The following is a 12,894-nucleotide window of genomic DNA, read 5'->3' as shown; positions in this document are numbered from 1 at the left end:
CCTAGGCACGGTCCTTAGGATCCCGGCACCTCAAAACTCGGTATAAATGGCGGGTTTTCCAGCCCGGAAGTCACTCGCAGGGTAGGTCGCGGATCGGCCGGGGCTGCCCGGCTGAGTCCATGGTGACCACGGCCGCGCTCCACTCGGTGACCACCGAGCAGTCCACGTCGAGCGGGCTGTAGACCCAGCTCTGGTCGACCACGTAGAGGTTGTTGACCGGGCCGGGCATGCCGTTGCGGAAGGGGTAACCGCCGCCCGCCACGACCAGGCCGTCGATGTCGACCGATTCGTTGCCCTGACCTTCGGGGTTGAAGAACGGGGCGGTGCCGTGGCACTCGTTCTTGACGTCCAGGATCATCACCGTCCGGCGTACCTTGACCTTGCCGCCGCCGTAGCCCTGCAGGCCGTCGCCGTGCCAGTCGCTGCATACATCCGGCGAGGTGACCCGGATGAAGGAGTCCTGGATGCCGATGCCGCCGCAGCGCTCCTTGTTGGAGGCGCGGAGGCCCTCGGGTACGCCGTCGATGACGACGTTGTCCACCGTGTAGCCGCCTGCCGAGACCGCCGGCCAGGCCTCCTCTGTCGTCGGGGCGCTGCTCCGGATGAAGTCGGAGTCCTCGATCCGCAACCCGGTGTTGCACTGGTCGTTGTAGTCGTTGACCACGACCGAGGCGATCGCCTCGACGCGGCGCAGGGTGACGCCGGGCGCGGTGACGTAGATGACGCCGTTGGTGATCCGCAGGTCCTCCACGACGGCTCCGCGGTGCCGGATCCAGAAGTCTCCGGTCGCGGTGCGCTTCGGCTTCCAGCCGGCGGGCAGGCCGGCCGACTCACGGGTGGGGAACCCCTTGGCCGGCGGCGCGGCGGTCGAGGACTGCGTACGCTCCGGGGTCGCGGACGGCGCGGGGGTCGGTGTCGGCGGGGCCGAGGAGACCAACGGGCTCGGGTCGGCCGAAGGGCTGGGGGAGGGGGACACGCTCGCGGGTGGCTTGACCGTCGGCAGCGAGTCGGAGCCGACGTTGCGTACCGGGCTGGAGTTGGGCCACAGGAACCAGGTCACGGCGACCAGCAGCAGAGCCAGCCCTCCCACGACCGCGATCCGACGGCGCCGGCCTGGCTTGGTTGGCATGTGTTCGCACCCGTTCGCGTCTCGATGGCCATTGTCTTGTCGGCACTGTCGTGTCGACACTGCCCGACCTCGTGGTCGGGGGCATCCTTCATACTGGTTACTTCTCTAGGGCGGCGCAGAGGTTCAGCGCAGCCTCTTGACCAGGCCCGCGGCCTGGCGTTCCACCCTTCTGGCGATGCCCTGTCCGGTCAGGATGTGGCTGCGTACGCTCGCCCCGTCGTCCTCCGCGGTGATGCTGAACCTCGGCTGCAGCCAGGCTCCGGCCACCGCTTGGGCGCGGTCGCTGGTGTAGACGTGCTGGTAGCTCAGCCGGCGCAGGTGACGCAGGGTGGCGCGGTCGTAGCGGCCCAGCGGGAGCGCCGCCTCGTCGATGGTCTCCCCGGCCGCCATGGTGATCTGCTCGCGTGCCTGGATCAGCTCGCGGCGTACGCCCGCAGCGTCGAGGCCGCGCCAGCTGACGTGGTCCATGCCGTGGGTGCCGATCCGCATGCCCGCCACCCGGAGGAGCCGGACGTCGAGGCGGTCGACGCTCCCCGGCTTCCCCAGCCGTCCCGCCAGCACGAAGAACGTCGCGGTCAGGCCGCGGGCCTGCAGGCCCGGCAGCCCGATCGCTACGTCGGAGTGGTTGCCGTCGTCGAAGCTGATGCGTACCTCGGGGCGGCCGGCGACGGCATCGAGGATGTCCTCGTAGGCGTCCTGGCTGATCCAGTAACGGTCCTCGCCCGGCTCCAGCTCGCGCTCGGGCTCGCCGATGCCGTGGAAGCAGATGTTGGTCACGTGGGCGGGCATGTCCTCCACGCTAAGGATCCGGAGGCCTCGTCCGGCCGACCTGCGCGAAGGCCTACCTCATACGGGGGATCTGCGGTCGGGAGGGGGCTCCGACGGGGGTGGACCCCGTTGAGACTCGTGACGTGTCGCTCCCCATCCGCACCGTCGCCGTCGTGGTGGTGACCTACAACAGCGCTCACCTGCTGGCCGATCTCATCGGCTCTCTGCCGGGTGGGCTCGCCGGGCTCGGGTGGCGGCTGGTGGTCGCCGACAACGCCTCCGCCGACGACACCGTGGCGACCGCGCGCCGCCTCGCGCCGGACGCGACCGTCGTCGAGACCGGCCGCAACGGCGGCTACGCCGCCGGGATCAATGCGGGTGTCGCGGCCGCCTTCGCCGCGGATCCGGACGTCGACGCGGTGCTCGTGCTCAACCCGGACGTACGTCTCGAGCCGGACTGTGTCGCGGCGCTCGCGCGCGAGCTCGTGCCCGGGGTCGGCGTGGCCGTGCCCCGGCTGGTCGACGCCGAGGGCCGGCTGATCGAGTCGATGCGTGGCGCGCCGAGCCTGGTGCGGGCCTTCGCCGACGCCGTGGTGGGCGCCAACCGGGCCGGCCGGGTCCGGTGGGCGGGGGAGATCGTGGCCGACCCGGCGGAGTACGAGCGCGGCCAGGACACCGACTGGGCCGAGGGGTCGACGCAGCTGATCAGCGCCGAGTGCTGGCGCGCGTGCGGCCCCTGGGACGAGTCCTACTTCCTCTACTCCGAGGAGACCGAGTTCCACCTGCGCGCCCGCGACCGGGGCTTCCGGGTGCGGTTCGCGCCCGCGGCCCGTGCCGTGCACCTCGGCGGAGAGTCCACCACCTCACCGGGACTGTGGGCACTCCTGGTCGCCAACCGGGTGCGGCTCTTCACGGTCCGCCGCGGGCGGGTCCAAGGGGCTGCGTACTGGCTGATGGTGCTGGCCCGCGAGTGCAGCCGGGCGCTGCTGGGGAAGCAGACGTCGCGGCGTGCCGTACGCACCCTGGTCAGCCCCCGCCGGATGAGCGCCCCGCGTGGGCCGGAGTGGGTGGCGAGCGCATGAAGGCCGTGCTCGCCCCGATCACCGCCGAGGACCTCCCGGCCGTCTCGGCGTTCCTGCACGAGCAGCTGAACCCGCGGGTGCAGGAGCTGGAGTGGACCCAGGCGCTGCGGGTGCCGTGGGACGTACCCCAGCCCAACCACGGGTTCTTCCTCGCCGAGGGGGAGCGGGTGGTCGGCGCCTACCTCGCCTACTACTCCGAGCGTCGGGTCGGCGCGGAGACGCTCCAGGTCTGCAACCTAGGCGCCTGGTGCGTGCTCGACAGCCACCGCCACCAAGGGCTGCGGCTGCTGACCACGCTGCTCAAGCAACCCGGCTACGAGTTCACCGACTTCTCGCCCTCGGGCAACGTGATCGCGCTCAACCGGAAGCTCAAGTTCACCGACCTGGACACGACCACCTCGCTGGTCCCAGCGGTGGCGCTGCCGGGGCGTGGGGTGCGGGTGAGCAGCCGTCCCGACGTACTGGACTCGGTGCTGCAGGGCGCGGAGCGGGACCTCTATGCCGACCACCGGGCCGCAGCGGCGGCCCGGCACGTGGTGCTGAGCACCGGCTCCGAGCACTGCTACGTCGTGGCCCGCAAGGACACCCGCAAGGGCGTACGCGCCTTCGCCTCGGTCCTCTATGCGAGCAACCCGGAGCTGCTCCGGCGGCACGCGCCGCGGCTGGCCTCGCACCTGCTGACCCAGCACGGCGCCGCGGCGACCCTGGTCGAGCACCGGGTCGCGGGCGGGGCCCCGGGCGGTTCCTACCGGCTCTCGCGGTCGCGGCCGAAGATGCTGCGCAGCGACGCCCTCGACCCGGCGCGGGTCGACTACCTGTACAGCGAGCTGACATGTCTGGAGTGGTGAGATGCCGAACGTCGGGGCCATAGCCGTCGGGGGCGTACCCGTGCGGCTGCTGGCGGAGAGGGTCGGCTCGACGCCGTTCTTCGCCTACGACCGGGCCGCGATCGATGCCCGGGTCGCCTCGTTGCGCGAGGCGCTGCCCGGCGATGTGCACCTGAGCTATGCGGTCAAGGCCAACCCGATGCCCGCGGTGGTGCAGCACCTGGCCCGCACGGTCGACGCGCTCGACGTCGCCTCGGGGGCGGAGATGCGGGTGGCGCTCGACACCGGCATGGCGCCGGGCGAGGTGAGCTTCGCGGGACCGGGGAAGTCGGTCGCGGAGCTGTCCCAGGCCGTCGCGGCCGGGGTGCTCGTCGAGATCGAGTCGCCGCTCGAGGCCGACCGTCTGGTCGAGGCCGCCGAACGGCTCGGGATCCGGCCGCGGGTCGCGGTGCGGGTCAACCCGGACTTCGAGGTCAAGGGCTCCGGGATGCGGATGGGCGGCGGGGCGCAGCAGTTCGGGGTCGACGCCGAGACCGTTCCGCTGCTGCTCAAGACGCTGCACGACCGCGACGTCGAGGTGGCCGGCTTCCACGTCTTCTCCGGCTCCCAGAACCTGCACGCGTCGATTCTGGCCGAGGCTCAGGAACGCACCGTCGACCTGGTCCTGCGCCTCTCCGGTGACCTTCCCGAGGCGATGACCTACCTCAACATCGGCGGCGGCTTCGGCATCCCCTACTACACCCAGGACCAGCCTCTCGACCTCCCGCTGGTCGGATCGCGCCTCGAGGAGCTGCTCGCCACCCGGGTACGTCCTGCGCTGCCGTCCGCGCAGGTCGTCATCGAGCTCGGCCGCTATCTGGTCGGCGAGGCCGGGGTCTACGTCACCCGCGTCGTCGACCGCAAGATCTCCCGCGGCAAGACCTTCCTGATCGTCGACGGCGGCATGCACCACCAGCTCGCCGCCTCCGGCAACTTCGGCCAAGTCATCCGCCGCAACTACCCGATCTCGGTCGCCGCGGCTGCCGGTGATGCCGAGGCTGTGGAGGAGACCGTGCAGGTCGTCGGCTGCCTCTGCACGCCCCTAGACCTGCTCGGCGACAAGGTGAGCCTGCCGCGCGCCGAGGTCGGCGACCTCGTCGTGGTCCACCAGGCCGGGGCGTACGGCCTCACCGCCAGCCCCACCGCCTTCCTGAGCCACCCGGCGCCGCTCGAAGTGCTCGTCTGAGTCCCTGAACCCGTTGAACCCGAAGGAGTCCCCATGACCATCGACACCACCGAAGCGACCCTCGACGGGGTCGGCGAGGCGATCACCGAGGTGATCGGCACCGATCACAGCGCCGGCACGCTGAGCGCGGACACCCTGCTCTTCGGCTCCCTGCCCGAGCTCGACTCGCTCGCCCTTGTCGAGCTGATCACCGTCCTGGAGGAACGTTTCGGCTTCGAGATGGACGAGGACGACATCAACGCCGAGGTCTTCGAGTCCGTCGGGTCCTTGGCGGAGTACGTGCGGGCGCAGATCGGTTGACCGCCGGCCGGCCCCGCTGGTCGAGCCGCGAGCGCTAGCGAGCGTGTCGAGACCAACACGGTCCCCTCGCGCTCGATGGGACCGTGTTGGTCTCGACACGCCTCCGCCTAGCGGCTCCGGCGGCTCGACCAGCGTGGCTCAACCAGCGGTGGCAGCGAGGAGCTGAGCGGCCGCCTGGTCGATCTTGCCGTTGCCGAGGCGGGGGAGTTGGGCGACGGGGACGAGTACGTCCGGGACCGAGTCGGGACGCAGGACCGACGGCAGTCGCCGGCGGAGGTCGTCCAGGTGACCCTCGGGACCTTCGACGAGGCTGACCAGGCCGCCCTCGGGGGTGGCGGCGGTGAAGGTGGCCAGGCCGAAGGCCTGCTTCACCTCGGCGTCGAGCGCGTCCAGGTCGACGAAGCTGGCGCTGCGCTTGACCCGACGCCCCGCGCGGCCCAGGCAGAAGAGTTCCTCGCCGCGCCGGGCGCCGAGGTCGCCGGTGAGCACCCGCTCCGGACCCTCCCAGCGCGGGAACTCCCCGTTCGGGTTGCCGAAGAGATAGCCGCCGGGCAGGTGCGGCGACTCGATGGCCAGCATGTCCGCGGCCTCGGAGAGCAACGACGTACGCCACGCCCCGACCGTCCCACGCCCGATGCCGACCGCGCCGTGGATCGCATGGAGGTCGTCGCCGGCATCGAACCTGGCGGCGCTCGCGAAGCCGATGGTCTCGCTGGTGCCGTACGTGTTGACGACGGTCGCGACCCCGAGGTCGAAGACGCGCTGGGCGTCGGTGGCGGAGAGCCGGTCGCCGCCGGAGCCCCAGACCCGCAGGCTCCGCGGAGCCCCGTCGACGCGCTCGGCGGCCGCGAGGTCGATGAACCGGGGAGCCAGCCGCAGGTGCGTCGCCTCGACGCGGGCGCAGAAGCCGAGCGGCCGGAGGCGGTCGCCCAGCGAACCGGAGAGGTGGAGGGAGGAGCCGGTGGCCAGGGCGACCAGCAGGTTGGTCATCGCCAGGTCGTAGGAGAGATGCGAGACCTCGGCCCACACCGAGGAGGCGTCGAGGTCGAGCGCGGCCGCGCCGTGCGGGACGAAGGCGTCGATGCCGGCCCAGGACGACAGCACGCCCTTGGGGCCGCCGCCGGTGGAGCCGGAGGACATTGCGACGTACCCGGCCTCCAGTGCCTCTCGAGACGAGGACGATGATGACGCGACGGCCCGGATCCCCGACCGATCGAGCACCACGTCGGGATGCAGCGCCTGGAGGAGGGTCCGGCGGTGCTCCTCGGCGGCCGACGGGTCCACGAAGCAGACCGAGAGATCACCGAGGATCGCGGCCACGAGCGCGACGACCGCGTCGGTGGAGAGCGGCAGCGACACCGCGACCAGCGGCCGCGGGACACCAGCGGCCGCGACGAGGGCGAGCCGCAGCTCCTCGGCCGCGCCGACGAGCCCGTCCGCACCCACCGACGTGCGCCGGTCCGCGATCACGGCCTGCGACCGGGGTCGGGTGCGTACGGATCGGATTCGCTCGGCCAGCGGGTTCACAGGATGCGAGGCTAGGAGCCGCTGGGTGCTCCGGAACCGGCGTCTCCACTCACGATCCCCGGATTCGGGGATATGCCGTACATGCCCGACGAGCCCGGTCTCTGCACCCTCAACGCTTCTCACATGGTCAACGCAGCCCAGCAGAGACATGGCGTGGCAAAGACGCACGTGCTGATCATTGTCCAGAACCTCCCCGTGCCGTTGGACCGACGTGTCTGGCTGGAGTGCCAGGCGCTGGTCGCGCGCGGTTACGAGGTCAGCGTGATCTGCCCGAAGGGCCCCGGCGATCCCGGGCGCCAGCAGCTCGGCGGCGTACGCATCTACAAGTACCGGCCCGCGCCGCAGGCCCGCGGCGTGCTGGGCTATCTGCTCGAGTTCGTCTACTGCTGGATCCGCACGGCGCTGCTGGCCAACAAGGTCTGGCGGGACCGTCCGTTCGCGATCATGCAGGCGTGCAACCCGCCCGACACCTACTGGCTGCTGGCTCGCATCTGGAAGCGCCGCGGCGTCCGGTTCGTCTTCGACCAGCACGATCTCAACCCCGAGCTCTTCCTCTCCCGGTTCGGCACCCCGACGTCCCTGTCCGGTCGCGCCCAGCTGGCTGCGCTGCGCTGGCTCGAGAAGCAGACGTACGCCACCGCCGACCAGGTCATCTCGACCAACGAGTCCTATCGGAAGGTCGCGATCACCCGCGGCGGGATGGCTCCCGAGGACGTGACCGTGGTCCGCAGCGGACCCGACACCTCGGTGATGCGGCCCGTGCGATCCCACGAGTCGACGCCCAATGCGAACCGCCACACCCTGGTCTACCTCGGGATCATGGGTCCCCAGGACGGCGTCGACACGGTGCTGGAGGTCATGGAGAAGCTCGTCCACCGGCGCGGCCGCAGCGATGTCGACGCGGTGCTGATGGGCTTCGGCGACTGCCTTGAGGATCTCAAGCGGCGCTGCACCGAGCTGGGCCTCGACGATGTCGTCACCTTCACCGGCCGGGCCGGCGCGGCGCTGATCGCTCAGCACCTCAGCGCCGCCGCCATCGGCCTGTGCCCTGACCTGAAGACGCCGCTCAACGATGTCTCGACGATGAACAAGACGATGGAGTACATGGCGTACGCCCTGCCGTCGGTCTCCTTCGACCTGGTCGAGACGCGGGTCTCCGCCGAGGATGCCGCGCTCTTCGTCCCATCCGGGGACGTGGCCGCGTTCACCGACGCGGTCGAGTCGCTGCTGGACGATCCCGAGCTGCGGGTCGAGCTGGCCCTGCGGGCCCGGGAGCGCGCGGCGAAGGTGCTCGACTGGGGCCCGCAGTCGGCGGCGTACGTGCAGGTCTACGACTCCATGTGCGCGATCGGCGAGGCGCCGGCGGCGGTCGACGGGTTCGAGTACGTCGATCTGGACGACCCGGACGCGCTGCGCCAGTTCGTGCTCACCCGCGGACCTGCGGTGACGTAACCGATTTGGGGTATATGACCCCTACTTCGGGACCGCTGCCCCTGCGGATCCCCTTGGATGGCTCCTTGTGCTGAAAATAGGGGCCATCGGCTCCTAGAAACTAGGAGTCAACCCCACGTGACCCCCACTGTACGGATGCTCGGCACCCGTGGCGTGCCCGCGGCCCACGGCGGCTTCGAGACCGCGGTGGAGAACATCGGTCTGGACCTGGTCGACCGCGGCTGGCGAGTCGTCGTCTACTGCCAGGACGACGAGCCGCACGCGGATCTTCGGATCGACTCGTGGAAGGGCATCGAGCGCGTTCACGTGCCGGCCCGGCACGACGGTCCGCGCGGGACGATCGAGTTCGATGTCGGCGCGGTGCGGCACGCCGCCCGGGAGGCCGAGGTGGACGGCAGCGTCTGCGTGACGTTCGGCTACAACACCGGCGCCCTCAACGCGGTGCTGCGCTCCCGCCGCGTCCCCAACATCATCAACATGGACGGCATCGAGTGGAAGCGGGCCCGCTGGTCTGGCCCCGAGAAGGCGTTCCTGTGGACCCAGGAGCGGGCCGCCTGCTGGCTGGGTGACCACCTCATCGCCGACCACCCGGAGATCGCGCGCCACCTGGCGACCCGGGTGCCGGCGGAGAAGATCACCACGATCGCCTACGGCGCACCCAGCGTCGTCGACGCTCCCGAGTGGGCCGTGCTCGACCACGGGCTGGAGCCGGGTTCGTATCTCACCTTGGTCGCCCGGCCGGTGCCGGAGAACAGCATCCTCGAGGTAGTCCGGGCCTTCTCCAGCCGCCGCTGGGGCCGAAAGCTGGTCGTCCTGGGTTCCTATGACCCGGCGGATGACTACCAGCGCGCCGTCCTGGAGGCGGCCGGCGACGAGGTCGTCTTCCTCGGCGCGATCTACGACACAGACATCGTCTCGGCCCTGCGCTTCCACTCCGTGGCGTACGTCCACGGTCATCAGGTCGGCGGCACCAACCCGTCCCTGGTCGAGGCGCTCGGCTGCGGCAACGCCGTGATCGCCCACGACAACCGCTACAACCGCTGGGTCGCCGACGAAGCCGCCCTCTACTTCTCAGACGAGGCGGGCATCGTCGCGGCCTTGGAGCGTCTCCTGTCCGAGCCCGAGCTGGCGGCGTCGCTGTCCGGCCACGCCCGTGCCCGCCACTCCGCCGAGTTCACCTGGAGCCGGATCACCGACCAGTACGAGCAGCTCATCCGCGCCCACCTGCGCTAGACGTCGGTGGCGATGTCCGCGCCTCTCGGTGCCGTCTCACGGGCGGTGTAGGCGCGGTAGGCGAGGACGCAGGCGACGGTGAGAACCGCGGCGGTGACGGCACAGGCCGTGAAGAGGGTGTGCCACTGGTTGTGGTCCGCGGCCGGCCCGGCGATGACGGCGGCGATGGAGCTGCCGATGAAGAGCGAGGCGGCGAAGCACGCGACGACGGTGCCGCGCGCCTCGGGGACGATCGAGGTGGCCCAGGTCTGCAGCGAGGTGTGCAGGAAGGCCCAGGTGATCCCGAGCATCACGACGATGCCGACGATGGTGGGCACCGAGACCGTCACCGTCGCTGCGGCGTACCCGGCGGTCAGGGCGACGCCTCCGATCGCCATCAGCGCCCAGCGCGGGAGCCGTCGGGTGAGAGCCTTGAGGACCTGCGAGGCGAGCAGGACCGCGATGCCGTACGCAGCCGCCGCCAGCCCCGCTCGCGCCGCGTCGACGCCCTGGGCCTGGAGAGCCGGGGCGAGGAGGGTGAGTACGCCCAGGACCAGGCCACCCTCGACGAAGACGAGCAGCCCGACCACCATCACCCAGCGGTTGCTCAGCGCCGCCCGGAACGATGCGCCCACCCCTTGGTTCGTCGCGCGTGGCGGCTCAGCGAGCGAGCGCAGACCCCAGGCGCTGATCAGCGCCACGACCGCCGGCACCGCGAACACGACCCGCCACCCAGCCAGCTGTCCGGTGATCCCCGCGGCCGCTGCGGCCAGCGCCGTCCCGACCGCCATCGCGGCCATGAGGTCCGAGAGCGCCCGCTGCCGATGGGTCGCGGAGACGGTGTCCCCGACGTACGTCAGCGAGGTCGGCACGATCGCCCCGAAGAACGCTCCCGCAACGACCCGCACGACGACGAGAGTGATCAGGTTCGGGGCCGCCGCCGAGACGAGTCCCGCGATCCCCGCCCCGACCAGCGCACCCTGCATCAGGCGCACTCTTCCGAACCTGTCCGAGAGTGCACCCCACAACGGCTGGCTGAGGCCGTACGCCAGGTAGTAGCCGCTCGCGATCGCCACCGCCTGCCCCACGGAGACCTCGAACGTCGCCGCGACCAGGACCAAGATCGGGCTCACCACGAACCGGTCGAAGCTGCTCACGAACGAGGCGACCGAGATCCACAATGGTGGGCGTGTGGGGTCTGGGGGCACGCTGTCAGGTTAGTAAAGGACTGGTGTTCCCGCTGGTCGAGCCGCCGGAGCCGCTAGGCGGAGGCGTGTCGAGACCAACACGGTGGCTTCGCTGGTTGGGAGTGCCGAGATCTCTCCCTGCCGGGACGTTTCGCTCGGAGGGTGGTCGGGGCCGCCGACCCTTGCTTTGAGGCTCTTCTCGACGAACCCCGGAGTCAAGGACGGCCTTCGGCCGCCGGCTTCGCCGGCCGCTTCGCGGTCCTTGACACCGGGGCCCGGCGAGAAAAACTTGGCTGGCTATCGGGGCGGCGGCCCGGGTGTGGCGCAGCGGAATCTTCCTTGGGACGGGTGAGGCTAACGGGGTGGAAGGGTGGCCCTTCGGGCCACTTACCATCCACAGATACGAGGTCGTTCGCTCGCCGCGAAAATGGTCTCTGATCAGGGAAAACAGGTGGCCAGAGAGGAGTGGGGAGCGTAGAATTAGACCCATCACAGCACACCTCCGAGGAGAGGGGCAGCGATGAGTCTCGGCCGCTCGATCGACCACTGGGGCACCAACCCCGGCGATGCGATCGACGCTGCCCTGGCCGCCATCGAGACCGCCCTCCAAGAACTTCTCGCGACCGATCCCGCCTATTGGCGCACAGGCCAGAAGAAGGACCTCCTGGAACGGTTGGAGAAGCTCCAGGCCCAACAAGCGGCGTTGAAGCTGAGGGTGCTCGCCACGGCTGGCGATATTGCTGGGGAGACCGGTGCCAAGGACGCCTCCGGGTGGATGCGGACCGAGCTCTTGGTCGACAAGGGCGTGGCTCGCTCGCAGATCAAACTCGCGGCCAGTGTCGCGAAGTACGACCTCGTCGCCACCGGCCTCGCCGAGGGTGTCGTGACCCAGGACAAGGCCCGGGTGATCACCCAAGCCCTCGACAAGATCGAGACCAACCCCGTCGCCAGCGGCGAGGACCTGGTCCTGGCCGAGAAGCTCCTCGTTGACTACGCCACCCGGTTGACCGCCAACGAGCTCCGGATCGTCGGGAACCGGATCCTGGCCGAGATCGACCCGGCCCGGTTCGAAGACGCCGAAGCCAAAGCATTGTTGGCTGAGGAGGAGCGGGCTCAGCAGAAGACGGCGCTGCGGGTGTGGGACAACCACGACGGGACCGTCGGGTTCGACGGCGTTCTCCCGACCTCGATCGGGATGCGGTTCAAGCGGCTGGTCGAGGCCTGGGCCCAACCCCGTAAGCAACAGCTCGTCGGCAAGGGTGCCCCGCTGCCGCCATGGGAACGACTCATGGGACAGGGCTTCTCGCGGCTGCTCGAGACCATCGACCCCGCCGGGCTGCCCCGCCACGGTGGCGACGCCACCGTGGTCAACGTGGTCATCTCTCTCGAGGAGCTCCGCAAGGACCTCGGGATCGCCACCCTGGGTTACGACGAGACCAACGGCACCACCATCTCCGCGGCCGAGGCCCGTCGGATGGCGTGCAACGCCACCATCATCCCCTGGGTCCTGGGTGGTGACAGCGAGGTCCTCGACGCCGGCCGGGGCAGCAGGTTCTTCCAACCCATCCAACGCAAGGCGATGCGGTTGCAGCAGAAGTGCTGCCAGGCCGAAGGGTGTGACATGCCACCGGAGTGGTGCGACGCCCACCATCTAGAGCCGTGGGCCGCCGGCGGGAAGACAGATCTGAAGGACGGGGCGCTGCTGTGTCCCCACCATCACCGCCTCGCCCACAACGCGGCGTACGTTCATGAGCGACTACCGGACGGCACGATCAGGTTCACCCGTCGCCCCTGACCGGCTGGGTGGGGAGTCACTTCACCGGGTCCCGGCCGCGAAGCGAGAACCCCAACCGCTGACCGGTTTCAGTTCTTGCTGAAGCCGCCCGTTCTGGTGCCCGACGAGCGTTCCGGTCGGCTTTCTGGACTCCACGCTCGCCGTTTCCCACTCGCGAGGACGCTTCCCCACTGCAGTGAAGGTTCCCCATCCTCCGGAGAGTTGGGAACCTCCATGCCCGTGGGGACTCTCCGGATTAGTGGGGAACTGATGACCCGTCTTGACCGACCCCGACCCGGCCAGAGCGACGGCGATCTTGTGAACGCTTCACAAGATCGCGCCCACTGCCATAGGCCACCCACGAGGCACGATCCGCCAGTGCACGACCAGCCCACAGCCCCAAGCCCGTGC

The 12,894-nt window shown here is 70.2% G+C and carries 11 protein-coding genes; 7 read left to right on the top strand and 4 right to left on the bottom strand.

From position 1 onward, the window contains the following. Positions 1-70: 70 nt before the first annotated feature. Positions 71-1,129 (bottom strand): hypothetical protein, encoded by a 1,059-nt coding sequence (locus ACW14X_RS08730; protein WP_457165335.1) that lies wholly within the window; start codon positions 1,127-1,129, stop codon positions 71-73. A gap of 123 nt (positions 1,130-1,252) precedes the next feature. After that, entirely contained in the window at positions 1,253-1,918 is a 666-nt protein-coding gene (locus ACW14X_RS08725; RefSeq protein ID WP_350844596.1) for a polysaccharide deacetylase family protein, read from the bottom strand. A 122-nt stretch (positions 1,919-2,040) separates the two neighbouring features. Here ACW14X_RS08725 and ACW14X_RS08720 point away from each other — a divergent pair, with 122 nt between their 5' ends. From ACW14X_RS08720 to ACW14X_RS08705, 4 genes are read left to right on the top strand one after another with little or no spacing between them, the layout of a single operon-like run. Then, positions 2,041-2,979, top strand: a complete 939-nt coding sequence (locus tag ACW14X_RS08720) for a glycosyltransferase family 2 protein (RefSeq protein WP_457165334.1) — start codon at positions 2,041-2,043, stop codon at positions 2,977-2,979. After that, entirely contained in the window at positions 2,976-3,827 is an 852-nt protein-coding gene (locus ACW14X_RS08715; protein WP_457165333.1) for an N-acetyltransferase family protein, read from the top strand. Before ACW14X_RS08720 ends, ACW14X_RS08715 begins: the two co-directional genes overlap by 4 nt. 1 nt (position 3,828) lies before the next feature. Next, a complete protein-coding gene (locus tag ACW14X_RS08710; protein ID WP_457165332.1) occupies positions 3,829-5,031 on the top strand; it encodes a pyridoxal-dependent decarboxylase, exosortase A system-associated in 1,203 nt (400 codons plus the stop codon). A 33-nt stretch (positions 5,032-5,064) separates the two neighbouring features. Further along, the gene (locus ACW14X_RS08705; RefSeq protein WP_350719830.1) at positions 5,065-5,331 is read left to right on the top strand and encodes an acyl carrier protein; all 267 of its coding nucleotides are present in this window, start codon (positions 5,065-5,067) and stop codon (positions 5,329-5,331) included. Positions 5,332-5,469: 138 nt separating this feature from the next. On the opposite strand, the gene ACW14X_RS08700 is transcribed toward ACW14X_RS08705, so the two are convergent. After that, positions 5,470-6,858, bottom strand: coding sequence for an AMP-binding protein (locus ACW14X_RS08700; RefSeq protein ID WP_457165331.1), 1,389 nt, complete (start codon positions 6,856-6,858; stop codon positions 5,470-5,472). 153 nt (positions 6,859-7,011) lie between these two features. Between ACW14X_RS08700 and ACW14X_RS08695 the strand changes: the two genes are divergently transcribed. Both ACW14X_RS08695 and ACW14X_RS08690 read left to right on the top strand, forming a co-directional pair. After that, positions 7,012-8,310 carry a glycosyltransferase family 4 protein gene (locus tag ACW14X_RS08695; protein WP_457165330.1) on the top strand — a complete coding sequence of 433 codons (1,299 nt, stop codon included), beginning with the start codon at positions 7,012-7,014 and terminating at the stop codon, positions 8,308-8,310. Between the two features lie 117 nt (positions 8,311-8,427). Continuing rightward, on the top strand, positions 8,428-9,543 hold the full coding sequence (locus ACW14X_RS08690; RefSeq protein ID WP_457165329.1) for a DUF1972 domain-containing protein: 1,116 nt from the start codon (positions 8,428-8,430) through the stop codon (positions 9,541-9,543). Here the strand turns inward: ACW14X_RS08690 and ACW14X_RS08685 are convergent. Beyond that, positions 9,540-10,730, bottom strand: coding sequence for an MFS transporter (locus ACW14X_RS08685; RefSeq protein WP_457165328.1), 1,191 nt, complete (start codon positions 10,728-10,730; stop codon positions 9,540-9,542). The genes ACW14X_RS08690 and ACW14X_RS08685 overlap by 4 nt on opposite strands. 499 nt (positions 10,731-11,229) lie before the next feature. Here ACW14X_RS08685 and ACW14X_RS08680 point away from each other — a divergent pair, with 499 nt between their 5' ends. Further along, a complete protein-coding gene (locus ACW14X_RS08680; RefSeq protein WP_457165327.1) occupies positions 11,230-12,504 on the top strand; it encodes a DUF222 domain-containing protein in 1,275 nt (424 codons plus the stop codon). Positions 12,505-12,894 lie beyond the last annotated feature (390 nt).

The organism is Nocardioides sp. YJ-D4, from assembly GCF_054031495.1.
The sequence above is the reverse complement of the archived record's forward strand: the minus strand, read 5'-3'. Positions and strand labels throughout refer to the sequence as shown.